The organism is Halomonas sp. DP5Y7-2 (assembly GCF_019802025.1).
Taxonomy (GTDB): Bacteria; Pseudomonadota; Gammaproteobacteria; order Pseudomonadales; family Halomonadaceae; genus Halomonas; species Halomonas litopenaei_A.
Window position 1 is genome coordinate 1 of record NZ_JAHVHY010000004.1, and the last position, 23,418, is coordinate 23,418.

At 61.3% G+C, this 23,418-nt stretch carries 22 protein-coding genes and 1 rRNA gene; 18 read left to right on the forward strand and 5 right to left on the reverse strand.

Annotated features, from left to right (window positions below):
* Positions 1 to 114 (forward strand): 5S ribosomal RNA (rrf, locus tag KUW18_RS06755); the annotation flags it as partial.
* A 501-nt stretch (positions 115 to 615) separates the two neighbouring features.
* Here rrf and KUW18_RS06760 read toward each other — a convergent pair.
* Both KUW18_RS06760 and KUW18_RS06765 read right to left on the reverse strand, forming a co-directional pair.
* Positions 616 to 1,143 carry a HutD family protein gene (locus KUW18_RS06760; protein ID WP_222561063.1) on the reverse strand — a complete coding sequence of 176 codons (528 nt, stop codon included), beginning with the start codon at positions 1,141 to 1,143 and terminating at the stop codon, positions 616 to 618.
* A 197-nt stretch (positions 1,144 to 1,340) separates the two neighbouring features.
* Positions 1,341 to 3,440: a TonB-dependent receptor family protein gene (locus KUW18_RS06765; protein WP_409995823.1), complete on the reverse strand. Its 2,100-nt coding sequence runs from the start codon at positions 3,438 to 3,440 to the stop codon at positions 1,341 to 1,343.
* Between the two features lie 496 nt (positions 3,441 to 3,936).
* Between KUW18_RS06765 and KUW18_RS06770 the strand changes: the two genes are divergently transcribed.
* Genes KUW18_RS06770 through KUW18_RS06780 form a run of 3 tightly spaced genes read left to right on the forward strand, consistent with a single transcriptional unit; the run spans position 3,937 to position 6,773 of the window.
* Positions 3,937 to 4,962 (forward strand): TRAP transporter substrate-binding protein, encoded by a 1,026-nt coding sequence (locus KUW18_RS06770; RefSeq protein WP_206941763.1) that lies wholly within the window; start codon positions 3,937 to 3,939, stop codon positions 4,960 to 4,962.
* Positions 4,963 to 4,966: 4 nt separating this feature from the next.
* The gene (locus KUW18_RS06775) at positions 4,967 to 5,494 is read left to right on the forward strand and encodes a TRAP transporter small permease (RefSeq protein WP_222561064.1); all 528 of its coding nucleotides are present in this window, start codon (positions 4,967 to 4,969) and stop codon (positions 5,492 to 5,494) included.
* Positions 5,484 to 6,773 carry a TRAP transporter large permease gene (locus KUW18_RS06780; protein ID WP_222561065.1) on the forward strand — a complete coding sequence of 430 codons (1,290 nt, stop codon included), beginning with the start codon at positions 5,484 to 5,486 and terminating at the stop codon, positions 6,771 to 6,773. The genes KUW18_RS06775 and KUW18_RS06780 overlap by 11 nt, the downstream gene beginning before the upstream one ends.
* Positions 6,774 to 6,837: 64 nt before the next feature.
* On the opposite strand, the gene KUW18_RS06785 is transcribed toward KUW18_RS06780, so the two are convergent.
* Entirely contained in the window at positions 6,838 to 7,758 is a 921-nt protein-coding gene (locus KUW18_RS06785; RefSeq protein WP_222561066.1) for a helix-turn-helix domain-containing protein, read from the reverse strand.
* A 242-nt stretch (positions 7,759 to 8,000) separates the two neighbouring features.
* Here KUW18_RS06785 and pobA point away from each other — a divergent pair, with 242 nt between their 5' ends.
* Complete coding sequence (pobA, locus tag KUW18_RS06790; RefSeq protein ID WP_222561280.1) at positions 8,001 to 9,185, forward strand: 4-hydroxybenzoate 3-monooxygenase; 1,185 nt, start codon at positions 8,001 to 8,003, stop codon at positions 9,183 to 9,185.
* Between the two features lie 100 nt (positions 9,186 to 9,285).
* Positions 9,286 to 10,077 carry an ion transporter gene (locus KUW18_RS06795; protein WP_206941755.1) on the forward strand — a complete coding sequence of 264 codons (792 nt, stop codon included), beginning with the start codon at positions 9,286 to 9,288 and terminating at the stop codon, positions 10,075 to 10,077.
* Between the two features lie 24 nt (positions 10,078 to 10,101).
* Here KUW18_RS06795 and KUW18_RS06800 read toward each other — a convergent pair whose 3' ends face one another.
* Together KUW18_RS06800 and KUW18_RS06805 are read right to left on the reverse strand one after the other, a co-directional pair.
* Positions 10,102 to 10,461: a hypothetical protein gene (locus KUW18_RS06800; protein WP_206941753.1), complete on the reverse strand. Its 360-nt coding sequence runs from the start codon at positions 10,459 to 10,461 to the stop codon at positions 10,102 to 10,104.
* Complete coding sequence (locus KUW18_RS06805; RefSeq protein WP_222561067.1) at positions 10,451 to 10,930, reverse strand: hypothetical protein; 480 nt, start codon at positions 10,928 to 10,930, stop codon at positions 10,451 to 10,453. Before KUW18_RS06805 ends, KUW18_RS06800 begins: the two co-directional genes overlap by 11 nt.
* A 143-nt stretch (positions 10,931 to 11,073) precedes the next feature.
* Between KUW18_RS06805 and KUW18_RS06810 the strand changes: the two genes are divergently transcribed.
* From KUW18_RS06810 to KUW18_RS06865, 12 genes are all read left to right on the forward strand, one after another.
* Entirely contained in the window at positions 11,074 to 11,475 is a 402-nt protein-coding gene (locus tag KUW18_RS06810) for a PepSY domain-containing protein (protein WP_224851958.1), read from the forward strand.
* 129 nt (positions 11,476 to 11,604) lie between these two features.
* Positions 11,605 to 12,282 (forward strand): response regulator transcription factor, encoded by a 678-nt coding sequence (locus tag KUW18_RS06815; protein WP_206941750.1) that lies wholly within the window; start codon positions 11,605 to 11,607, stop codon positions 12,280 to 12,282.
* Complete coding sequence (locus KUW18_RS06820) at positions 12,279 to 13,628, forward strand: sensor histidine kinase (protein WP_222484659.1); 1,350 nt, start codon at positions 12,279 to 12,281, stop codon at positions 13,626 to 13,628. Before KUW18_RS06815 ends, KUW18_RS06820 begins: the two co-directional genes overlap by 4 nt.
* A 68-nt stretch (positions 13,629 to 13,696) precedes the next feature.
* Complete coding sequence (locus KUW18_RS06825; RefSeq protein ID WP_222237776.1) at positions 13,697 to 14,650, forward strand: sugar-binding transcriptional regulator; 954 nt, start codon at positions 13,697 to 13,699, stop codon at positions 14,648 to 14,650.
* A gap of 534 nt (positions 14,651 to 15,184) precedes the next feature.
* Positions 15,185 to 16,525, forward strand: coding sequence for an ABC transporter substrate-binding protein (locus tag KUW18_RS06830; RefSeq protein ID WP_409995827.1), 1,341 nt, complete (start codon positions 15,185 to 15,187; stop codon positions 16,523 to 16,525).
* Positions 16,526 to 16,610: 85 nt separating this feature from the next.
* The gene (locus KUW18_RS06835; protein WP_222561069.1) at positions 16,611 to 17,501 is read left to right on the forward strand and encodes a carbohydrate ABC transporter permease; all 891 of its coding nucleotides are present in this window, start codon (positions 16,611 to 16,613) and stop codon (positions 17,499 to 17,501) included.
* A 47-nt stretch (positions 17,502 to 17,548) separates the two neighbouring features.
* Positions 17,549 to 18,439, forward strand: a complete 891-nt coding sequence (locus KUW18_RS06840; protein WP_206941745.1) for a carbohydrate ABC transporter permease — start codon at positions 17,549 to 17,551, stop codon at positions 18,437 to 18,439.
* An 82-nt stretch (positions 18,440 to 18,521) separates the two neighbouring features.
* On the forward strand, positions 18,522 to 19,664 hold the full coding sequence (locus tag KUW18_RS06845; protein ID WP_222561070.1) for an ABC transporter ATP-binding protein: 1,143 nt from the start codon (positions 18,522 to 18,524) through the stop codon (positions 19,662 to 19,664).
* Positions 19,665 to 19,675: 11 nt separating this feature from the next.
* Entirely contained in the window at positions 19,676 to 20,353 is a 678-nt protein-coding gene (locus tag KUW18_RS06850) for an HAD family hydrolase (RefSeq protein WP_222162543.1), read from the forward strand.
* Positions 20,350 to 21,132, forward strand: coding sequence for an L-iditol 2-dehydrogenase (locus KUW18_RS06855; protein ID WP_315900652.1), 783 nt, complete (start codon positions 20,350 to 20,352; stop codon positions 21,130 to 21,132). The genes KUW18_RS06850 and KUW18_RS06855 overlap by 4 nt, the downstream gene beginning before the upstream one ends.
* 25 nt (positions 21,133 to 21,157) lie before the next feature.
* Positions 21,158 to 21,781 (forward strand): nucleoside triphosphate hydrolase, encoded by a 624-nt coding sequence (locus tag KUW18_RS06860; protein ID WP_222162544.1) that lies wholly within the window; start codon positions 21,158 to 21,160, stop codon positions 21,779 to 21,781.
* A 121-nt stretch (positions 21,782 to 21,902) separates the two neighbouring features.
* The gene (locus KUW18_RS06865; RefSeq protein WP_222561071.1) at positions 21,903 to 23,396 is read left to right on the forward strand and encodes a mannitol dehydrogenase family protein; all 1,494 of its coding nucleotides are present in this window, start codon (positions 21,903 to 21,905) and stop codon (positions 23,394 to 23,396) included.
* Positions 23,397 to 23,418 lie beyond the last annotated feature (22 nt).

Consider the following 23,418-nt stretch of genomic DNA (forward strand, 5'->3'; position numbering starts at 1 on the left):
TGACGACCATAGCGAGTGGGAACCACCTGATCCCTTGCCGAACTCAGAAGTGAAACCGCTCAGCGCCGATGGTAGTGTGGGGTCTCCCCATGCGAGAGTAGGTCATCGTCAGGCATTTATTCAGAAGAACCCCGATTATCGAGAGATGGTCGGGGTTTTTCGCATGCATGGGTCGACCCCGCTTTTTATATGTGGGGCCGCACTGCGTGCGGTCCGGCCACTCGCAGGCTCGTGGCGTTCGCCACCCCTTGCAGCTTCGCTGCAAAAGCCAGGGTGGCTCACCCCCATGCGAGAGACATTGATATCTAAGCGTCATCGTCAGGCATTTATTCAGAAGAACCCCGATTATCGAGAGATGGTCGGGGTTTCTTTATTTAAAAAGCCGCATGCATGGGCTCTTGATACGTTCAGCCGCTCTTTATTTGTGGGGCCACGCCGAATACCCCCTCGGCGTGGTCCGGCCTAAGCCTTTCCATCAATGACACGTCGATGACGGGGCTCGGAGGATAGGAGAAATCCTGATGTTGAGGTTTTCTCGGAGAAGGAAGGACTATGTCGGGAAGGTCTATCCAGGGAAGGTCTATGCAAGGTTCTATGCAAGGTTCTATGCAAGGCCTATGCGGTGAAGGTCGCAAGGATCAGGTCGGAGCTTTCCAGGGCGCGCAAGAATAATCGATCACCTGGCTCTACCATCAGCATGTCCTGGCAGTTGATGATGTCACCGTTGACCAGCTCGAGACGCCCCCGTTCCAGATAGATAGCGCGAACCAAGGCTTCCTCGCGAGATAGGTGAAGCGTTTCCCGTAGTGATAGATGTTGATGGCTGATGTACCCGCGATTGCCGTAGCGAAGGATCAGATTGAAATCCCGATAGAGACCGAAGCTCTGGGTCTGCCACGCGCCGTCAAACGTGCTTGTCTGGAAGCGGCTCAGTCGGTCGCTACGCTGCCCTTGGTGTACCAGGTGTGCTTGCCCTTCCAATACCATCAGGTGGCGCTCGTAGCCAATCAAGGGGGTGAACATGCTTTCTTCACTTTCGACCGTCGCCGTGCTCAGGCGTATGTGAAAGTCGCGTCGTGCGTAGTCACTGCCCTCGGGAGCAATGAGCAGTTCTCTTGTTGTGCCGCCAGACCATAGCCGCATGGTCACTTCTGAGGAGCGTCGGATCAGCATGGGCGGTGGAACCAGCGCAAGCTGGACCTCTTGTGACGACGTATCGCCTCATCGTCTCAGTGGCCCATGTTGATGTACTTGATCTGGCTCAATAGAGCATGAGGATTCGCTCGCTTCCCAAGGGGAAACGAGCGGATCGGCATGATTTCAGAAGATGCGCGGGAGGGTTAGAACGCCAGTTCTACACCGGCATAGACAGCACGGTCAGGTGCTGGCTCGAAGTAGCGGTCGTTGCTGGCATTGATGCGGACGTTGGCATAGTGATCTTCATCAAACAGGTTGCGGATGCCGAGATACGTCGACAGTGTCTGCTCACTTCCCAGGCGCCATCCCTTGCCAGCTCTTAGGTTGGCTAGCCAGTAGCTGTCGACGTCGACGGTATTGGCGTTGTCCGCCACCATGTCTCCTACATACTGGGTTTCCAGGGTCGCGAAGGGGCTGGTGTCACGGTCGCCGGAGCCATACCAGGTCAGCTGGTTGACCCAGGTGGTCTCGGGCAGACCTGGAAGTCGGTTGCCCTTCAGACCTGCCCCTCCCGCGCTATCAAATTCGTAGCGGGCGAGGGTCAGCGCGGTGTACAACTCGAGTTGAGCAGATGGCGCCCAGCCAAGGGCGAGCTCGAGGCCTTCGCGACGGGTATCGCCGAGATTGCTGTAGAAGGTGCGGTCGCTTCCCTCGATCTCGTAAGGCACCAGTTCATCTTTCACCTCAATGGAGAACAAGGTGATGTCGTAGTCCAGGCCACTGGTCAGAGTGCCTCGCGCCCCCACTTCGCGACTCCAGCTCTGCTGTGGCTCCACGTCTGGATTGAAGCCTCCACCTGCTGGATTGGCAAACTCTGAGAAGGTAGGCGTCTCGAAGGCCGTCGAAGTATTGGCATACAGCTGGTGATTCGGGTGATAGCGATAGCTTATGCCGAGGCTGCCATTGGTATCCTCAAAGGTCCGTTGACCGCTCTGGTCGCCATCGCTGGTGAAATCGTCCTCGATGTCCAGCTCGACGCGGTCATGGCGAATGCCGGCCGACAGGGTCCATTGCTCATCGAGCGCAAGATCACCCTGAGCAAAGATTCCCAGGCTTTCGGCAGTCTGCGTCTCATCCGCCACCTCACCGGTAATCTCACCGCTGAAGGCCACCTCCTGCCGGTGTCGATCATCTTCCTGACGCGCGGCATCAACGCCGACCATGCCGTCCAGGGCCATGCCGCCAATATGAAAGCGCTGATGGTACTCCGCGCTACCGCCGAAGTACTGCCGACGGTAGTCAATTAAGCTGTCACCGGGATAGGGCAGCTGTTGCTCGAAGTCGCGCCAGGTGCTGAACCCTTTTATATACAGCTCACCGAGACCGAACCCCAGGTCTTGGTAGAGCAGCCCGAGGACCTGCTGATCCACGTCTTGTCCGGTGTCATATTCCTCGGTGAAGCGACCCGCTTGTCGGCGATCGGCATCCACCTGTTCCGCGGTCAGGGCTCCGGGATCTTCGGCGCGCGGATTGTCCAGCAGGTTGACGATCGCTGTCAGCCTTCGTTGATCGTCCAGCTCCCGCGAAACCTTGGTGTTGAGAAGGGTCTTTTCAGCGCGGCTATGGTCCCGGTAGCCCGCCAGCTCAAGACGCGACGCATTGATGTGATAGGCCCACTCGTCATGCGTGCCGCCCGTCGACACGGACTGCTTGTTGTAGCCGTCGCTGCCAACTCCGACGCGGATGCGGGTACTGTCATCGGATCTGCCATCGCGGGTAGTCACCGCAATGACACCCCCCGACGCATTGCCGTACTGCACGGCAGAAGGGCCACGAATGACTTCGATGCGTTCTGCGCTATCCAGATCAATGGCATCCAGCTGCGCCTGACCATCGGGCAGGGTGTAGGGGATGCCATCCACCAGGATGGTGACGCCACGCACGCCAAAAGGTGCGCGCGCGCCGAAACCGCGAATGGAGACCCTTGCGCCCTGTGCAAAGTTGTCGCGGTTCTGGATGAACACGCCGGGCACCCGTACCAGAGATTCATCGATCCGTACGCGCTGCTGTCCATGCTGGATCTCCTCTTCATCGACCACTGACATGGCCATGGGGGTTGTCAGCAGCTCGCGTGACAAACGCGAGGCCGTCACGGTCATCGTGGATCCGTCAGTGTGATCAGCCTGCGGTGCAGTGCTCTGTGACGTGGTTTGATCAGTGCTCTGAACAGCGGTTTCTGCCACGGCGGGTGAGGCCAGCAGCAACATCAGGGGGAGGGCAATACCCGGGCGAGGGGGAGTCATGATCGTCCTTGAGGGGAGGGCTGTATCGTTTCAGCACACAATTTTAGTGAAGCCATCATCTAAGTACCACTTTCGCCCAAGGACTTTTGCTCAGGGGCTTTTTCTCAGGGGCATTGGCTCCAGGGCTTTTACTTCAGGAATTTTGCTTCAGTGCTTGTGTTCCAGGGCTTCTATTCCGGAGCTTTTATTCCAAGCCCTGGGCGCCGGGTAGGCGGCCGGTGTTGATGTATGTGTCGACATCTACCGCTGCCGAGAGGGACAGCGTGGGATACCTCTTGCCTGCGATACCGAGTGTCGAAAAGGGCGAGAGAAGCGTGGAGTCGCTGGGTCCTATACCAAAGTCGCTTTTCGTTCGCATTGCGGGTGGTTTACCTTCTTCAACTCAAATAACGAACGCATGTTCTCTATGCGAACATTGCCGTCATTGACGCCAGTGCAGGGAGCCACCTGTTGACGTCAGGCAGTGCCAATAACGACAACGACGGGAGGAACCCCGATGAAGACACCGCTCGCCTGCTTGATGGCAGCGTCGCTGACCGCTTTGGCATGTGCTCAGGCCCAGGCTGCGACGACACTGCGCATGGCGCACTTCTGGCCCGGGGCATCCGGTATCAATACGCAGATTTTCGAACAGTGGGCAAAGGCGGTCGAGGAGGATTCTGGCGGAGACCTGAAGGTGCAGCTGTTCCCTTCCGGCACGCTCGCCAAGGCCGATGATATCTATGAGGCGACGGTCAATGGTATCGCCGATATCGGCGCGACGGCCCAAGGGTACACGGCTGGGCGCTTTCCTCTGTCTCAGGTAGTGGAGCTTCCCGGTGTCTCCGATACTGCGGTACAAGGATCGTGCATCTTGCAGACGCTCTATGACGACGGCCAGATTGCGAGTGAGTACGACGACACTCACGTACTGTTCATGTTCACCACGGGGCCGGGGTACATCCACACTGTCGACACCGACGTGCAAGCGCCCCAGGACCTCGCTGGGCTGCGCATTCGTCGTCCCACCGCGGTGGCGGGGGATATCCTGGAAAATATGGGGGCCAGTCCGGTAGCGATGCCAGCCCCGGACATCTACAGCTCGATGCAGCGCGGTGTGCTGGACGGCCTCAGCTTTCCCTGGGAGGGCATGAAGGGGTTTCGTATCAATGAGCTGGTGGAGTACCACACCCAGGTACCGTTCTATTCACTGATTTTTGTTGCCACGATGAGTCAGCGCGCCTATGAGCGACTGACGCCGGAACAGCAGGCGGTCATCGATGACAACTCCGGCATGAAGTGGGCGACGAATGCGGGTCAGGTCTTCCATGCCATTGATGAAGTTGGCCATCAGGAGGCAGTGGATGCGGGGCACACCATCCGTGTGATCGACGCGCCTCTTGAGGATGCGGCTTGGGCGCCGCCCCTCGAGCAGGGCATCGACGACTATCTGAGTGGGTTGGAAGAGCGAGGCATCTCACAGGCCCAGGACGTGTATCAGGCGGCGCTTGCCGCACGAGACAGCTGTGGCTCGGTGGAGTGACATCATGCAGCGTTTGATGCTTGGTACCAGCCACTGGCTGGCGCTGCTGTGCCGTGGGCTTGGCGGTCTTTGTCTGGTACTGATGCTGGCCATCACCGTGGCGGATGTGGTCACACGCTATGCACAGCGCCTGTCGGACGGAGCCCTGTCACTTCAGGTCTTCGGCAGTGTCGAGATGGTCAGCTACCTGATGCTGTTTGCCCTGCTGGCGACCATGGCGGCGGCCGTCGAGAAAAGCCAGGTGGTGGTGGAGGCATTTTCTCATCGTCTGCCTACGTCAATTACCGCGCGACTGCATGGCGGCTACCTGCTCGGCTTTGCACTGTTAGGCGCCGTATTGGCCAGCGGGCTGGTAGGCGCAGCCCACAGTGCGACAGAGTATGGCGAAGTCACTCAGGACCTGCGCCTACCGCTGGGGCCGATCTATCTGACAGCGGCCGCCTTGAGTGCCGTGATGGGCCTGCGCAGCCTGCTGGAGGGACTGCTGGCCATGATCACTGGCCGTGGAGGTGAGGTTTCCCATGGCGACTGAATGGATCGGAGCGATGGGCTTGGCGGTACTGCTGGGGCTGATGATCCTGCGGGTGCCGGTGGCCCTGGCCATGCTGGTGGTGGGAGTCGGTGGTTTCGCGGTCATCATCGATGCAGGCGCCGCTGTCTCCATGCTCAAGTCAGTGCCGGTGGAGGTGCTGTCCAACTACAGCTTCAGTGCGGTCCCCATGTTCATCCTGATGGGCGTATTGGCGGCGCACTCTGGCATGGCCGGCAAGTTGTTCCAGTCGACGCGGGTCATCTGTGGCGGCTGGAAAGGTGGCCTGGCCATCGCCGCAGTGGGGTCCTGCGGAGTGTTTTCGGCCATCTCCGGCTCATCCCTGGCAACGGCCAGTACCATGACCCGTGTGGCCTTGCCAGAGATGGAGCGCTACGGCTACCACCGAGGACTGGCCACTGGCGCGCTAGCGGCTGGGGGCACCTTGGGCATCATGATCCCTCCCAGCATTGCCTTGCTGATCTACGCCATTCTGACGGAACAGTCGGTGGGCGACATGTTCATGGCGGGCCTGATTCCAGGGCTACTAGGCCTGGTCCTCTACGCGCTCACCGTCAGCGTCGTCATGCGCGTAAAGCCTGGCCTGGCGGTGGCGGGAGAGCCGACTGGCTGGGCCGACAAGCTGGCATCGGTGGGAGGGCTGGTCCCTTTCTTTGGCGTCTTTCTGGTGATGATCCTCGGCATCTACCTGGGCGTCTTTACGCCGACAGAAGGCGCGAGCGTGGGCGCATTTGCCACCTTGCTGTATGCACTGGTCAAGGGCCTGCGTGGCGCCCAGCTGTGGGCAGCGGTTCAGGAAACACTGGCGCTGTCCGCCGTGGTGTTCTTCATGCTGGTCGGGGCGGAGGCGCTGGGTTACTTCATTTCGCTGTCACGTATCTCGTTTTCGATCAGTGATGCGCTGTTTGCCCTGGAGCTGTCGCCCATCTGGGTGGTCCTGTGCATCTTGTTGATGTACTTCGTGCTGGGCATGTTCATGGACTCCATCGCGATGCTGGTCATCACGGTGCCTGTGGTGTTCCCGATCATTCAGGTGCTGGGTATCGACCCGGTATGGTTTGGCATCATCACCGTGCTGACGGTAGAGCTTGGTTTGATCACCCCACCGGTGGGCATGAACGTCTTCGTGATCAAGGCCATGGCGCCGCATGTCGGGTTGGGCGAGATCTTCCGCGGCGTGTCGCCCTTTATCGTGTCTGACCTGGTGCGCCTGGCATTGCTGTTGCTGTTTCCCGTGCTGACGACATTCTTTCTGATGTAGCCGCTGCCTTCCCATGACGGACAAGGGCCGCCTGCAGGCGGCCCTTGTCCGTCACGAGGCCCGCTCATACTTCTGGCGGCGGCGCTGCCCGCTGCTGTCGCTGACGAAAATCCTTGGGCGAGCAGCCCGTCAAGCGTTTGAAAAAACGTGAGAAATACGCCGGCTCTGAAAATCCCAGCCCATCAGCGACCTGGGCAATAGTCAGGTTGGTGTAGGTGAGCTCCCGCTTGGCCTCCAGTAGTACCCGCTCATGCATCAGCGCCTGTGCGCCGCGACCGGTAAGGCGCCGACACAAGGCATTGAGATGGGCGGCACTTACGGTGATTTCCGTGGCCAGCTCGGAGACCCTGGGGTGCTGGCGAAAGCGCTGCTCGACCAGCGCCTGGTAGCGCTGTAGATGAACGTGGCCCGGGTCTGGTTTTACCCCTGAGATGCGCTGAGAAGGTGGGGTGGCAGCACGTGCCGCCTCCACCGTCAGTGCCTTGGTCAGTGCATCGAGCAGGACACTGCGGTCCCGTGCCGGCCGGCGGTACTCCGCATCGATGTGATCCATCAACCCCACCAGACGCTTCCCCCCTGTGCCAAGGGGCGTTGCCCCTGCCCGGGTCCACACGCGGCTGGCATCGGGAAGTTCGCGGCGCAGATGGACCAGCAATGGCGCGGCCAGCGTCAGGATGTGCCCCTGAATCCCTGGCGAGAACGTAAAACCGTGGACGCTAAGGGCCGGTACCAGAATCATCAGCGGCGCCTGGCAGGACAGGCGCTTGCCCTCAAGTTCAAGCTCCACCTCCCCTGAGGTCAGCAGCAGCAGATGGCTCAGGTCACTGTGGCGATGGGGATGGATGCGCCAATCATGCAGGCGGCTGCGTTCAGCGATGGATTCGCAGTGAATCAAGTCAGGTGTTGGCCAGCCTTGATGCTCTCCATAAAGGCTAAACGTCGGAATCGGCAGGGGGAGTTCAGAGGTGGTTGACGGGGTCTGCATGGATCACCTCGCGACGGGGCCAGCGCCCATCGGCCAGAGTGGTCTGAAGTGCGCACCTGTACGACAAAAGTCAGATGAGCATCTTCGATAAGTCCAAGTAAAAGGGCTTTTCATGCCTTATTTGGCGGTGCTTCGGAGCGAAAAATATCATCACAACCATAACGTCTTCCAACCCCGCTGACGAGGCCACTGCCATGCTTGATTCGATGACTGCATCCGCCCACGAAGATATCGACGAAACGATGACGACCCAGGTGGCGATCATCGGAGCGGGTCCTTCGGGCTTGCTTCTCGGGCAATTGCTGGAGCGTGCTGGCATCGCTACCGTCATTCTCGAGCGCAAGAGCGGCGACTATGTATTGGGACGCATCCGTGCCGGTGTGCTGGAGCAGGGTATGGTCGACCTGCTGCGTGAGGCGGGTGTCAGTGAGCGGATGGAGGCCGAAGGGCTGCCCCATGAGGGCTTTGAGCTGGCCTTCGACAATCGCCGTGCGCGGGTGGACCTGGCGGCGTTGACTGGGGGACAGCGGGTCATGGTGTATGGCCAGACGGAGGTGACGCGAGACTTGATGGCGGCGCGAGAGGCGTCGGGCGCTACGACCTTCTACGAGGCGGACGAGGTGGCGCTGCACGACCTGGAGAGCGACGCTCCTAGCGTGACCTTCATCCACCAGGGTAAGCGCTACCATCTGCACGCCCAGTATGTGGCTGGCTGCGATGGATACCATGGGGTGTCACGTCGCTCGATTCCTGACGAGCGATTGAAGACCTTCGAGCGGGTCTACCCCTTTGGCTGGCTCGGGCTGCTGTCCGATACTCCGCCGGTGACTCATGAATTGATCTATGCACGCCACGAGCGGGGCTTTGCGCTGTGCAGCATGCGCTCGGTCCAGCGCAGCCGCTACTATCTCCAGGTGTCACTGGATGACACGGTCGATGACTGGTCCGATGAGCGCTTCTGGCAGGAGTTGAAGCAACGCTTGCCGAGTGATGTCGCTCAACAGCTGGTCACGGGGCCCTCGATCGAGAAGAGCATTGCACCGCTTCGCAGCTTTGTGGTGGAACCGATGCAATTTGGCCGCCTTTTCCTGGTGGGGGATGCGGCGCACATCGTTCCTCCTACCGGAGCCAAGGGGCTTAATCTGGCGGCGAGTGATGTCAGTACCCTGTACCGCCTGATGGTCAAGGTGTTCGAGGATGGCCGCACAGACCTGCTGGAGCGCTACTCGGAGGTTTGCCTCAGGCGTATCTGGAAAGCCGAGCGTTTTTCCTGGTGGATGACGTCGATGCTGCACCGCTTTAGTGATGAAGAGACTTTCGAGGAGCGCATGCAGCTGGCCGAACTCGATTACCTGACAGGGTCACGGGCAGGCTTGACCACGCTGGCTGAAAACTATGTGGGGTTGCCCTACGAAGCGCTGGAGTGAGTTGTCGTTGACGCCGAGGTGTTGCCGGCGGCCTTGCTGCTAGGCAGCCCGACATGCTTCGCGTAAGGTCAAGGATGACCCGTCCATCGACCCGAACACCATGAATCAAGAGCGTCTATCTCCGTTTCAGATCCTGATCCTGATCCTGTCCTTTTACGTTATTGGCGCCATGGCTGTGCAGGAGCTGCATGACCTGCCGCCGGAAGTCGATGATCTGATTTCCAAGCTGGACTTTGTTGTCTGTGGCTTCTTTCTCGCGGACTTTGTGATCCGTTTCAGCCAGGCAGACAGCAAATGGCGTTTCATGCGCTGGGGATGGATTGACCTGCTCGCCAGCATACCCGCCAGCTTCTTTATGGCAGGGCGACTGGTGCGGGTGGTACAGGTGATCCGGATGCTGCGTGCGATCAAGTCGCTTAGCCTGATCTGGAATTTGCTGTTCCGCAACAAGGCCAAGGGGATCTTTGCCTCGGTGGCATCCGCGACGGTGCTGCTGCTGATCTTCGGCTCGGTGGTCATCCTGGTCGTCGAGGGGCCAAATCCCGATAGCCAGATCAATACCGCTGAAGAAGCACTATGGTGGGCGTTCGTGACGGTGACGACGGTAGGGTACGGCGACTTCTATCCGGTCACGACCCTGGGCCGTGTGGTGGCTGCCCTGTTGATGGTCGCGGGGGTCAGTCTGTTCGGTAGTTTCGCGGCGTATGTCGGTTCGCTGTTCATCGGCGACCAGGAGGACGAAACCAGCCGATTGCACCGGGCGCAGCGGGACATGTTGCGAGAGCTCGCTCGGGAAGTACGCGAACTGAAGACGGAAGTCGTGGCGTTGCGCCAAGAGCTGGCACAGCGAGACGACCAGCGCGATACGCCCCGGGATGACGTCAGTCGCTGACGGTCCATCCAGGGGCGCCGTCTATCAGGATGACTTGACCTCGCATTGCCCCTCCCAGACTCGCGCTGAGTCGTGATGCGCGGCACGGCTGGTCATTCCGGGGGTGATGTCATCTGCATGGTCTGCGCGGTAGGTTTCCATGCGCTTTTTCATGCGGTGGCGGACGAAGGGCATCAGCGCCAGACCGACGAGACTCAAGGTCAGGGCCATCAGCGTCGCGAAGACCAGTGTGACCATGCCGATCAGACTGACCAGTACGAGTCGCAGGCCGCTGGGGCGCTGCGCGGTTCGGGCTTGGCGAGCGCGCTGCTGCCATTGGGACGCCGCCCTCCAGGCGGCGTTTTGCTGGTATTCGTGGGTAAAGCGCGATTGATCAGTCGTCATGCTGAACTCCAGTGACATCGAAGGTATCTCGATCAAGACGAATCTCGATCTCCTGATGTTGGGCGTCGTAGCCTTCGATCTCGATATCGCCCATACGGTCGACATCCAATGAGCCGAACAGTTCCAGGCCCGCCTGCTGTGCGGCGTCCAGGGCCTGGGAGACCTCGTCGCCACTCAGGCTCCACTCTGGGAGCTGACCCTCTCGCTGCTGCTCTCGCAGGATGCTGGCGTCGTCCAGCGACATATCGACATCAAGCCGCCAGCCGTCGTCACGCCAGCCTTCTGCCTCAAAGCGATGGCCATCGTCGACGCCGAGTTCGTCGTAGCTGGCGAAGCCGTATTCGCCGGTACTGGTCAGCAGCCGATCGAGCTCTTCGCGGCTGATGCCTCCGTCATCGGCCTGCGCCGAGGTGGCGAAAGCGCCGGTGAGGGTCAGTGCGGCCAGGCTGAGGGTAACTGTTCTGTTCATGTGCGGACTCCTTGCGCTGTTGAAGGTATGCTCACCACATACTGCTGTCCGGTGAGTGAGGCCATCCTGTCACGGGCAACCTGTCACCAGCCTGACGTTGTCGTTCATGTTTCGTTCATCTCAGCTACTTCAGACTGTCTGTCATGAAATATGTAAAACACTCTTTAGTCGTCGCGCTGCTAGTGGCCAGCGCTCTGCAGCTGCCCTACCTGGCCCAGGTCGACGGCCTCCAGCATCTTGCACGCCAGTCGCTCGGCGTGGGCGACGCCATGGCCGATGACGACTGGCGTAACCTGCATCAGGAAGTTCATGAAGGACGTCTGGTCGCACTGCCCACACTGCTGGACTGGCTGGATGAGCGCTACGACGGACAGGTGCTGGAAGTCGAGCTGGAGCGGGAAGATGGCGTAGCGATCTACGAGATCGAGATGGTCGGCGCCCAGGGACAGGTGGTCGAGTTTGAATTCGACGGTCGCAACGGTGAGCTGAAGGCGATTGAAGGGGTGGGCATCGACGCCATGAGACGTCAGCCTTCGGCACCTTAGCGCTCGCTTTTATCGAGCAAGCCCCTTTCTAGAGAACCCCTGTCGAGTGAGACTCTGTCGATCAAGCCCCTCTCTAATGAGCCCCTTTCTAATAAGCCCCTAGCGAAACGGATGTCAGGAGACGTAGTCATGAAAATTCTACTGGTCGAGGACGACCAGGCGTTGAGTGAGGCGCTAGCGGAATCTCTCGGCGAGGGTGGGCTATTGGTGGAAGCGGCGACCAATGGCAGTGATGCGGACTTCCTGCTGCGAACCGAACGCTATGACGCGGTGATCCTGGACCTGGGACTGCCGGACGGAGACGGTACCCGCTGGCTGGCGCAGTGGCGCGACGATAGCATCGACTTGCCCGTCCTGGTGTTGACCGCCCGCGAACGCTGGTCGGACAAGGCGGCAGGCTTTTCAGCCGGGGCAGACGATTACGTCACCAAACCCTTCGAGACCGCCGAGGTGCTGTTCCGATTGCGCGCCTTGGTGCGGCGCAGCCACGGTCACTCTCATCCGGTACTGAATGCCGGTGCCTTGAGTCTGGATACCCACACCGGTGCCGTATCCGTGGCCGGACGGCCGGTATCCTTGACGGCCCACGAATCGCGCCTGCTGTCTTACCTGATGCACGCCAGGGACCGTGTGGTCAGTCGTACGGAGCTGGCTGAGCACGTCTACGATCGCGATCACGAGCCTGACTCCAACGTTATCGATGTGCAGATCAGTCGGTTGCGGCGAAAGCTGGGAAGTGAGCGCATTGTGACCCGTCGCGGTGAGGGTTATCGGCTGGTCACGCCAGATAACGAGTCTACGTCGTGAAGGCCACCACAGGCTCGCTGGCGCGGCGCCTGATTGTCGCCTCGTTGGTGCTGGTGCTGGTGATCGTGCCGCTGGTGGGGGCAGGACTCTCCTACAGCTTCCGTGAATCGGCCTCGGCGTCCTTCGACGAACGGCTGTCATCCATGCACCGAGTGCTGCTGGCCGCCCTGGAGCGGGATCCGGTCAGTGGTGAACTGATCGTCACTGACAGCCTCGGCGACTCGCGCTTTGGTCAGGTGTTTTCCGGCTGGTACTGGCAGATCAGCGATGGCCAGGGCCTGTCCCGGGGCTCTCGTTCCCTCTGGGATCAGCGCCTGCCGACGGACGGCCGTGCGGGTACCCACTGGCGCAACATCGAAGGCCCGCGAGGCCAGCCGCTGCGACTGGTGGAGCGCACCCTCACGCTGTCCCACCACCCCCATCCGGTGGTGATCAGCCTGGCGGTCAGCCGACAGGAACTGGATACCGAGGTCGCTCGCTTCGAGTGGCTGCTGTGGTTGTCCTTGCTGGCGCTGGGAACGCTGCTGCTGGCTGGCCTGGCAGCACAGATTCGTTGGGGGCTGGCGCCACTTCGCTCGCTGTACGCGGACCTGGCCGCGGTCAAGGCGGGGCAGCGTGAGCGCCTGGACACCCAACTGCCAACGGAACTTGCCGAACTTGCGGCCACCATGAATGACGTGCTCGATCATGATCGTCGCTTGATCGAGCGAGGAAGGGCAACCGCCGGCAATCTGGCGCATGCCTTGAAAACCCCGGTCAGCGTGCTGATGACGCGTGTCGAGAAGCTGCCTGCGGCAGAGCGGGACAAGATGCGACAAGAGCTTGAGCGCATCAATGCCGCGGTTCGCCATCACCTGGCGCGGGCCAGTGCTGCGGGCAGCAGCGCGCTCGCCGCCGAGGTACACGTTGGTCAGGTGCTGGCGCCCGTGCTGGAGGGACTGACCCGCCTGGCGGATCGGCGGGGCGTTCGGGTCAGTATCTTGCTGGCCGACGAGCTGGCACTGCGTATCGATCCCAACGACCTGCAGGAGCTGGTAGGCAACTTGCTGGAGAACGCGATCGACTGGGCAGCATCGCGAGTGACGCTCAGCATTCAGCGTGAGTCGCGAGCGCTATGCTTGTGCCTCGATGATGACGGTCCTGGCATGAGCGAGGATGAGCGCGCCGCGGTCCTGCGTCGCGGCGTGCGCCTGGACGAGCAGCGGCCTGGCAATGGGTTGGGACTGGCCATCGTGGAAGAGCTGGTAGAACTGTATGGCGGTGAACTCGCGCTTGAAGCCGCGCCGCTGGGGGGCTTGCGCGTGACGGTCAAGCTGCCGGCTGGCGCTTCGTCGGCGCAGCGCTAGGCGCGTCCATTGTGCCAGTGCGGTTGGCTTGCGATGATGCGCTAGTGAATCAGTGAGAGAGATGGCGTGTGGACAAGTTCGAGGTCAAGCTGGATCAGGCTGCCAGGGCCGCCTGGTTGTCGTATGTCGGTGGTCAGACCCAAGATGAAATTGCGGCGCAGCTTGGCGTATCTCGTCCTGGGGTTCAGCGTCTGCTGGCGTTGGCCCGGCAGGAAGGCCTGGTCAAGGTCCACATCGATCATCCGGTCGCCCATTGCACAGCCCTGTCCCAGGCGATCCGCGAGCGCTTTGCGCTCGCCTACTGTGACGTCGTGCCGGTGGCCGCAGGCACGACTGACAGTGCCCCCTATCTCGCGGTAGCCGGCGCCGAGCGTCTGTCCCGCATTATCGAGCGAAGCGAGCCGCAGACGCTGTCACTAGGCTCAGGGCGCTCGATTCGCGCCATGGTGGAAGCATTGAGCCGCATCGAGCGTCCTCAGCATCGCTTTGTCTCGCTGGTCGGCAACGTGGCTCGCGATGGTTCCTCCAACCGCTATGACGGCGTGATGGTGGCGGCGGACAAAACCGGCGGCGAACGTTTTCTACTACCGACCCCGGTGGTGGCCAGCAGCGTCGAAGAAAAGCGTGCTCTGGCCGCTCAGCCGCTGTTTCGCGCCATCGGTGAGGTGGCAAGCCAAGCCTGTGTGGCGTTTGTCGGGGTAGGGCGCATTGACCGTCAGGCCACGCTGTTTCAGGACCACTTCATCAGCGAAATCGAGCTCGAGGAGCTGCTGGCGCTCGATGCGGTGGGTGAGCTGGTTGGCTGGCCGATGGACGCCAATGGTGTCCTGATCGACTGCTCCACCAGCAGGCGGGTCACCAGCCTGCCCCTGCAGACATTGCAGCATCAGTCACTGGTGGCGGTGGCTGGCGGACGCGACAAGGGGGCGGCCATCCTGGCGGCTCTGCGAGGAGGCTGGTTGTCGAGTCTGATTACCGACGACCAGGCCGCTCGCTATATCGTGGATCGGTTAGCCTCCTGACCCTCTCTTGGTCACCCCAGTCATGTCCCCGCTGTCATCGCCCTGATGGGGCTTCCCGCCGTTGCACCGTAAACCTTTGAGTAGGGCGCATTATTCTGTGGACGCTGCCACGGGGTTTGCCCGGCAAACAGCGCAAAGCGATCAGGCCTACCGCTAAAGTCTAAGGGTCTGCGCTTTGCGTTTTCTGGTGTCCTGTTCGATCATTTGATCATTGCTTGATTTGATTGATCAGAATTCAGCGTAAGGATTCCACGCGGGTTCCATGGACCACACGCTGAAGGGTTGATCACAAGCCTATTGGTTGATCGGAAGCAGGTGAGTTGGTCAGAAGTGGATGTGTTTCATCAGAACGGGCACGTGCAGCGCAGCAGCGAACCCGATGCGCGTTACCTGCGGTACTGAGCCAATGGCTGCCGCGATTCCGCCGCTAACCCCTGGTGGCTCTGATCACACAACAACAAGCCCCGCAGGGGCCAATAACAGGAGTACGTCATGAAGCAGCGTCATTCTCAGCCCTACGCTAGCCGCTATCCCATCCGTTATCCCCTTCACTCTCCCATCCGCTATCTGTCCGCGCTGGCATGCCTGTCGGGCAGCGCCCTCGCCGTAAGCGTCGGTGCCGCCCAGGCCGATACCATCACTGTTGCCACCGTCAACAATAACGACATGGTGATCATGCAGAGCCTGACCGAAGAATTTGAAAAGGCACATCCTGATATCACCCTCGATTGGGTGGTGCTGGAAGAGAACGTGTTACGCCAGCGCATGACAACGGATATTGCGACCCAGGGTGGTCAGTTCGATGTCATGACCATTGGCAGTTATGAAGCCCCGATATGGGCCGAGCGTGGCTGGCTCGAGCCACTGAACGACCTGCCCGCCGACTACCAGGTCGATGACCTGCTGGGACCGGTGCGTGATGGCCTGAGCCATGACGGCACGCTGTACGCGGTGCCGTTCTATGCAGAGAGTTCTATGCTGTACTTCCGCAAGGATCTGTTTGCCGAGGCAGGTATCGACATGGTCGAGCAGCCCACCTGGACGCAAGTGCGGGACTGGGCCGAGCAGCTCCACGACCCAGACAACGATGTCGCGGGCATCTGCCTGCGTGGCAAGCCTGGCTGGGGTGAGAACATGGCGTTCGTCTCGACCATGATCAATACCTTTGGCGGTCGCTGGTTCGATATGGACTGGCAGGCACAGATCGATAGCCCGGCCTGGCAGGAGGCTGTGTCGTTCTACGTGGATCTGCTCGACAACTACGGCCCTGCTGGAGCCAGCTCGAATGGATTCAACGAGAATCTGGCCCTGTTTTCGCGCGGCAACTGCGCCATGTGGGTCGATGCCACGTCGGCCGCGGGCAAGCTGTTCAACCCAGAGGAGTCCGAGGTGGCCGGTGAGCTCGGCTTCGCCCCGGCGCCAGTGGCCGAAACGCCCAAGGGATCCCACTGGCTGTGGTCCTGGGCGCTGGCGATTCCTACCTCCTCCGATGCCAAGGAAGCGGCACGCACCTTCGTGACCTGGGCGACCTCCCAGGAGTACGTGGCACTGGTTGGCGAGCGTGAAGGCTGGACCAGCGTGCCTCCTGGTACCCGCCAGTCTACCTACGACCATCCCAGCTATGTCGAGGCCGCGCCTTTCGCCAGCTTCGTGGTCGACGCGATCCGCAATGCCGACCCCCTGGACTCGAGCCTCGAGCCCAATCCCTATGTCGGGGTCCAGTTTGTCGGCATCCCTGAGTTCCAGGCCATCGGCACGCAGGTCGGCCAGATGGTGGCCTCGGCGTTGACCGGCGATACCAGCGTCGAACAGGCGCTGGCGGCAGCGCAGCGTGCAACGGAGCGCACCATGGCACGAGCGGGTTACACCGACTGATACATGCACGCGGGCCGGCCGTTCGGCTGGCCCTTGGCCTTTCCACCCGGGACGCCGTCCCGGGGCTCGAGCAGGCATGACCCTTATGAACAAGAATCGAACTTCCGGACGTACCGTCGGGGGCTTGAGAACCCTGTCGCTGCAGGTCCCGGCTGTCACTCTGCTGTTGCTGTGGATGATAGTGCCGCTGGCGATGACCATCTGGTTCTCGTTTCAGCGCTATAACCTGCTGATGCCCGGCATGACCGGCTTTGCCGGCGTCGAAAACTACGAATACCTGCTGACAGATCCGGCGCTGTGGTCGGCGATGGGAACGACGCTGCTGCTGGTGGGATGGGTGCTGGTCATCACCGTGGTCGGCGGCACCTTGCTGGCGGTGCTGTTCCAGCAGGAGTTTTTAGGACGAGGCATTGCCCGGGTGCTGGCCATCTCGCCGTTCTTCGTGATGCCGACGGTCAGCGCGCTGGTGTGGAAGAACATGATGATGCACCCCGCCAACGGCGTGCTGGCCTGGTTGGCGGAAAGCCTGGGACTGCCGGCCCTGGACTGGTTTTCCAGCCTGCCGCTGACCTCCATCATCATCATTGTGTCGTGGCAGTGGCTGCCCTTCGCCCTGCTGATACTGCTGACCGCCATGCAATCACTGGATGACGATCAGGTCGAGGCGGCGCGCATGGACGGCGCGGGGCCCCTGGCCATCTTCTTCTACATCACCCTGCCTCACCTGAAGCGCGCGATCAGCGTGGTCGTGATGATCGAGATGATCTTCCTGCTGACCATCTTCGCCGAGATCTTTGTGACCACGTCCGGGGGACCGGGGCTGGCGACCACTAACCTGGCGTATCTCATCTATATCCGGGCGCTGCTCGACTTCGATGTGGGGACCGCGTCAGCCGGTGGGGTTATCGCCATCATTCTGGCCAATATCGTTGCCATCTTTCTGGTGCGAATGGTCGCCAAGAATCTCGAACAGTAGCGCCTTCTGCGCCTGTCCGACCACCCTACGTTCATGAGGAGCCTGCCATGACCACGTCTCCCTCCACTGCCTCGGCCATTCGCTCGGCCCCGGCCGCTGCCGAGCGGGGCGCCGCCGCGCAACGCGCCCAGCGCTGGCGCAAGCTGGGTATTACCCTGCTGGGCTGGGGTGTGGCCCTGACGATCTTCTTTCCGATCTTCTGGATGATCCTTACCGGCTTCAAGACCGAGGCCGAGGCAATTGCCGACCCCAGTCTGATCTTCACGCCGACCCTGGACAGCTACGTCGAGGTTCAGGAGCGTGCCGACTACATCAAGTTTGCCTGGAACAGCGTGGTGGTGTCGTTCGGTTCGACCTTGCTGGCACTGCTGATCGCGATTCCTTCTGCCTACGCCATGGCGTTTCTGCCGACCAAGCGAACCAAGGGCACGCTGCTCTGGATGCTGTCGACCAAGATGCTGCCGTCGGTCGGTGTGCTGGTGCCTATCTACCTGCTGTTTCGTGATATCGGCCTGCTGGATACCCGCCTTGGCCTGACCATCGTCTACACCTTGATGAATCTGCCGATCGTGGTGTGGATGCTTTACACCTTCTTCAAGGATCTGCCCAAGGACATTCTCGAGGCAGGCCGTATGGACGGCGCAGGCACCCTTCAGGAGGTCTGGTATCTGCTGCTGCCGCTGACGCTGCCGGGAATCGCTTCCACCGGCCTGCTGTCGGTCATCCTGAGCTGGAACGAAGCGTTCTGGAGCCTCAATCTCACCACCTCCCAGGCGGCGCCGCTGACCGCCTACATCGCGTCGTTCTCCAGTCCCGAGGGCCTGTTCTGGGCCAAGCTGTCGGCGGCCTCGACCATGGCCATCGCGCCGATTCTGATCTTTGGGTGGTTGACGCAAAAGCAGATGGTGCGCGGCCTCACCTTTGGTGCGGTCAAGTAGTCGCGGTGGCAACGACTCGATGCGATATCAGTTTTTTGCGGTGGCGTCGTGACGCCCCGAACGGAACAACGAGGATAACAAGATGGCGACACTCAACCTCCATCAGGTCACCAAGAGCTTCGGCGATACCCACGTCATCAAGGGCGTCGACCTGGTGGTCAAGGATCAGGAATTTGTGGTTTTTGTCGGCCCTTCGGGCTGTGGCAAGTCGACGCTGTTGCGCATGATCGCGGGACTCGAGAGCACCAGCGGCGGCGACATCGTGATCGATGACCAGCGGGTCAACGAGCTTGGCCCGGCAGAGCGTGGGCTGGCCATGGTGTTCCAGAGTTATGCGCTCTACCCCCATATGACGGTGGAAGACAATATGGGCTTCAGCCTCAAGCTGGCTGGCGTGTCACAGCAGGAGCGTCGCCAGAAAGTCCTTGAGGCGGCAAAGATTCTGCAGCTTGAGCCGCTGCTGGAGCGCAAGCCCAAGGCGCTGTCCGGCGGCCAGCGCCAGCGGGTCGCCATCGGCCGCGCCATCGTCCGCAATCCCAGCATCTTTCTGTTCGACGAGCCGCTATCCAATCTGGATGCGGCGCTGCGTGTGCAGATGCGTATTGAGCTGGCGCGCCTTCACGAAGAGCTCAAGGCGACCATGATCTACGTGACCCATGACCAGATCGAGGCCATGACCATGGCCGACAAGATTGTGGTCCTGCAAGGCGGCGAGGTCGAACAGGTGGGATCCCCGATGGAGCTGTATCACCATCCGCGCAATCGCTTTGTGGCGGGTTTCATCGGTTCGCCCAAGATGAATTTCCTCAAGGTCGAGGCTCGCTCCTCGGATGCCCAGGGAGTGACGGTCGCAGTACCGGGGGGGGAGAGCGTCAAGGTACCCGTGGAAGGCGACGCCATCACCGCGGGGCAGGCACTCGAGCTGGGCATCCGCCCTGAGCATCTGATGCTGGATGACCAGGGTCCGCTGGCGGCCAGGGTCAGCGTTATCGAACGCCTGGGCGGCCAGACGTCGCTGTACGTGGAGATGGATGGCGAACTGCTGACGCTGATGGTGGACGGCGATGTCGGCCACCGCGTGGGTGATCGGATTCGCTTCGGTTTCGCACCGTCCCGAGCCCACCTGTTCGATGAGCAGGGGCTGGCGCTTGCCGGCCTGGAACGCCACCCGCTGGCCTCGCTGACCCGTCAGGATAACCGCGCTGCCAGTACCGCTGACGCGTGAGGAGCCGCTGCATGATGCTGATATTCGATTGTGATGGAGTGCTGGTGGATAGCGAAGTCATCGCCGAGGCGACCCTGGCCGAGCGGCTGAGCAGCTGGCTGCCGGATCTGGATATCGAGGCCGCCCTGAACGCGGCCTTGGGGCAGACCACCGAGGCGATATTGGCGTCCCTGGAGTCACTCAGCACTCACCAATTGCCCTCAAGGGCGCTCGAGCGGCTGGATGATGAGATCGAAGCGCGGCTGGCCGAGCAGCTTCAGGCGGTGGATGGCGTAGCCCAGGCCCTGGCGGTCATCCCACAGGCCAAGGCCGTGGTCTCCAACAGTCGGCGCCAGCGGGTGGAAGCCTCGCTGGCCCACACCGGGCTGGATCAGCTGTTGGCTCAGGCCCCGATCTTCTGTGCGGAACAGGTCGCACGGCCCAAGCCAGATCCTGCCGTTTATCAGCTCGCCGCGGCGACCCTGGGCGTGGCCCCTGAGGCCTGCCTGGTGGTCGAGGACTCCCTGGCGGGGGCAACCGCCGCACGCGCGGCGGGGATGACGGTCATTGGTTTCGTCGGCGCCAGCCACCTCGCGCCAGGCCATGCCGAGCGCCTGGAGCACCTGGGAGTCTGGAAGGTGATGACCCACATGGACCAGCTGCCTGGCTTGTGGGGCATCTGGCGCCAACAGCAGGAGCAACGAGCATGATGAACGGCCAGCTCAAGGACAAGGTAGCGGTCATCACCGGCGGTGCACGTGGCATCGGTCTGGCGATCGCACAGCGCTATGCTGAGGAAGGCGCCACAGTGGTCATTGCCGATATCGACCAGCGGGCGATTGACCAGGCGCTGGAAGGCGTTGCCCCCGAGCGGGGAATGGGGGTGGTGCTGGATGTGCGTGACCGGGCTTCGATCGACGCCATGGTGCAGGGTGTGCGGCAGCGCTTCGGCGGCATTGATGTGCTGGTCAATAACGCGGCGGTATTTGGCATGGCGCCGGTGTTGGATGTCACCGAGGCTGACTTTGACCGTCAATTTGCCGTCAACGTGAAAGGGATCTTCTTCACCCTGCAGGCGGTGGCGCGAGCGATGGTGGAGGACGAACGCCGAGGTGCCATCATCAATATGGCGTCCCAGGCGGGCCGTCGCGGTGAGCCGCTGGTGAGCACCTATTGCGCGACCAAGGCAGCCGTCATCAGTCTGACCCAGTCCTGCGCGCTCGACCTGATCCGTCACGGGATTCGCGTCAATGGCATCGCGCCGGGAGTGGTGGATACCCCCATGTGGGATGAGGTAGACGCGCTGTTTGCGCGCTACGAAGGACGGCCTCAAGGAGAGAAGAAGCGACTGGTGGGGGAGTCGGTACCCTACGGCAGGATGGGACGCCCGGAGGATCACGTGGGCGCGGCGGTGTTCCTCGCCAGTCGTGAGAGTGACTACATCGTCGCCCAGACACTCAATGTCGACGGCGGCAATTGGATGAGTTGAGCCGCTGGCTCTCGGGAGGTAAACGATGACCCCTACCATAGCGTCCATCGCGGACGAACTGCTGGCGCGCAGTGACGGCAAGGACCGTTTCATCGTGGCGTTGGCAGGCCCTCCCGGCGCGGGCAAGTCGTTTCGATCCGCCTGGCTCGCCCGACAGCTCAATGAGCGTCTGCCGGGCATCGCCGAGGTGGTGCCCATGGATGGCTACCACTACGACAACGCCGTGCTCGAGCCCATGGGGTTGCTGGCGTTGAAGGGAGCACCAGAGACCTTTGACGTGGAGGGATTGCGTCATGACCTGACGCGGCTGAAGCGAGCCGACCGCCCGGTGGCAGTGCCCGTGTTCGATCGTCCTCTCGATCTGGCGCGTGCTGGCGCAAGGGTCATCACGCCCCATCACCGTCTACTGATTGTCGAAGGCAACTATCTGCTGCTGGATCATGGTCCATGGCAGGCGTTGCAGGACTTCTTCGACTTCAGCCTGTTTCTTGAAGTCGATGACAGCGAGCTGGAGAGGCGCCTGATCGAACGCTGGATCGGCATGGGCCAGGATCCCTCCGGCGCCATTGCCAAGGCGCGAGACAAGGACATGCTCAACGCGCGTTTGATCAAGACCCGATCGCGGCGCGCCGATCTTTACTGGCACTGACCCTCGTCGTCGACGGCGGCGCGGCTCCTTTCCCGGGGCATATCTGCATCCATCGCCTGCACGTCTGATCAGATTGGCGTGGCGCAACGTTTTCTTACTGCAACACTGGCGGAGAGCCATCATGACACGACTTTCCAATGCGACACTGGCTCATCTCGATCCGCACGTGTCGGTGCCATCGTACCGGCGCACGGCGCTGACACCCGGGATGGCGCACATCGGGGTAGGGGGCTTTCATCGCGCCCACCAGGCCATGTATCTGGATCGCTTGATGGAAGCAGGACAGGCCCACGACTGGGGCATTGTCGGCATTGGCGTGATGCCGGGTGACCGTCGCATGCAGGAGGCTCTGGCCAGCCAGGACTACCTGTACACCCTGGTGGTAAAGCACCCGAACGGGGTGCTCGAACCGCGTGTCATTGGCTCGATCATCGACTACCGATACGCGCCGGATGACCCCGAAGGCGTTATCGAGATGCTGGCAGACCCTGCTATCCGCATTGTGTCGCTGACGGTCACAGAGGGAGGCTACAACGTTCATCCGATCACCGGAGAGTTTGATCTGGAAACGGCCGATGTGCTCCATGACCTGGAACATCCGATCGCGCCTCGCAGCAGCTTTGGCCTGGTGGTCGCGGCGATCGAGCGTCGCCGGGATCGTGGCCTTGCCCCCTTTACGGTGATGTCCTGTGACAATATTCCCGGCAATGGCGATGTGGCCAGGCGGATGTTCGGCGCCTTCGCCCACGCGCGAGATCCGCAGCTGGGACAGTACCTTGAAGCGCAGGTACCGTTTCCCAACTCGATGGTGGACCGGATCACGCCCGTGACCACCCCGGCGGATATAGAGGAACTGCATCAGCGCTTTGATCTCGAGGATGCCTGGCCCGTCATCTGCGAGCCGTTCACCCAGTGGGTGCTGGAAGATCATTTCGCGATGGGGCGCCCGGCCCTGGATGACGTGGGAGTGCAGGTGGTCGAGGATGTGGAGCCTTATGAGCTGATGAAGCTACGGCTGCTCAACGCCAGTCATCAGGCCATGTGCTATCTGGGCTACCTGGCGGGCTATCGGTATGCCCACGAGGTGTGCCAGGACCCGCTGTTCGTCGAGTTCCTGCTGGGCTATATGAAAGACGAAGGCAGCCCTACGCTGCCGGAAGTGCCTGGCGTCGACCTGGACCAGTACCGACATACCTTGATCGAGCGCTTTGCCAATCCCGAGATCAAGGACACCTTGGCACGGCTGTGTGCCGAAAGCTCTGACCGCATTCCCAAGTGGCTGGTGCCGGTGATACGCCGCCAGTTGGAACAGGGTGGCGCGCTGAAGCGCTCGGCCACGGTGGTGGCAAGCTGGGCGCGCTATGCCGAGGGTGTGGATGAGCAGGGACAGCCTATCGCCGTTGTCGATCGTCTCAAGGACCAGCTGACACCGATTGCCGTCTCTCAACACGCGCGGCCCACGGCCTTTATCGAGAACAGAGAGCTGTTTGGCAGTCTGGCGGAGGCCCCACGCTTCGTCGACGCCTATGTCGAAGCGCTCAAGCGCTTGCAGCAGCAGGGGGCACGCGCCACCCTTGAGGCATTGGCCGCTGACGAGGCCCGGAGCCAGGTATGAGACAAGCGACGAGACAAGCGAC

Bases quoted from the DNA above. Each gene is read 5' to 3' on its own strand.
- KUW18_RS06760 (WP_222561063.1), bottom strand. From the start codon at position 1,143: ATGCGGCTATGGTCTGGCGGCACAACAAGAGAACTGCTCATTGCTCCC.
- KUW18_RS06765 (WP_409995823.1), bottom strand. From the start codon at position 3,440: ATGACTCCCCCTCGCCCGGGTATTGCCCTCCCCCTGATGTTGCTGCTG.
- KUW18_RS06770 (WP_206941763.1), top strand. From the start codon at position 3,937: ATGAAGACACCGCTCGCCTGCTTGATGGCAGCGTCGCTGACCGCTTTG.
- KUW18_RS06775 (WP_222561064.1), top strand. From the start codon at position 4,967: ATGCAGCGTTTGATGCTTGGTACCAGCCACTGGCTGGCGCTGCTGTGC.
- KUW18_RS06780 (WP_222561065.1), top strand. From the start codon at position 5,484: ATGGCGACTGAATGGATCGGAGCGATGGGCTTGGCGGTACTGCTGGGG.
- KUW18_RS06785 (WP_222561066.1), bottom strand. From the start codon at position 7,758: ATGCAGACCCCGTCAACCACCTCTGAACTCCCCCTGCCGATTCCGACG.
- pobA (WP_222561280.1), top strand. From the start codon at position 8,001: ATGACGACCCAGGTGGCGATCATCGGAGCGGGTCCTTCGGGCTTGCTT.
- KUW18_RS06795 (WP_206941755.1), top strand. From the start codon at position 9,286: ATGAATCAAGAGCGTCTATCTCCGTTTCAGATCCTGATCCTGATCCTG.
- KUW18_RS06800 (WP_206941753.1), bottom strand. From the start codon at position 10,461: ATGACGACTGATCAATCGCGCTTTACCCACGAATACCAGCAAAACGCC.
- KUW18_RS06805 (WP_222561067.1), bottom strand. From the start codon at position 10,930: ATGAACAGAACAGTTACCCTCAGCCTGGCCGCACTGACCCTCACCGGC.
- KUW18_RS06810 (WP_224851958.1), top strand. From the start codon at position 11,074: ATGAAATATGTAAAACACTCTTTAGTCGTCGCGCTGCTAGTGGCCAGC.
- KUW18_RS06815 (WP_206941750.1), top strand. From the start codon at position 11,605: ATGAAAATTCTACTGGTCGAGGACGACCAGGCGTTGAGTGAGGCGCTA.
- KUW18_RS06835 (WP_222561069.1), top strand. From the start codon at position 16,611: ATGAACAAGAATCGAACTTCCGGACGTACCGTCGGGGGCTTGAGAACC.
- KUW18_RS06840 (WP_206941745.1), top strand. From the start codon at position 17,549: ATGACCACGTCTCCCTCCACTGCCTCGGCCATTCGCTCGGCCCCGGCC.
- KUW18_RS06845 (WP_222561070.1), top strand. From the start codon at position 18,522: ATGGCGACACTCAACCTCCATCAGGTCACCAAGAGCTTCGGCGATACC.
- KUW18_RS06850 (WP_222162543.1), top strand. From the start codon at position 19,676: ATGATGCTGATATTCGATTGTGATGGAGTGCTGGTGGATAGCGAAGTC.
- KUW18_RS06855 (WP_315900652.1), top strand. From the start codon at position 20,350: ATGATGAACGGCCAGCTCAAGGACAAGGTAGCGGTCATCACCGGCGGT.
- KUW18_RS06860 (WP_222162544.1), top strand. From the start codon at position 21,158: ATGACCCCTACCATAGCGTCCATCGCGGACGAACTGCTGGCGCGCAGT.
- KUW18_RS06865 (WP_222561071.1), top strand. From the start codon at position 21,903: ATGACACGACTTTCCAATGCGACACTGGCTCATCTCGATCCGCACGTG.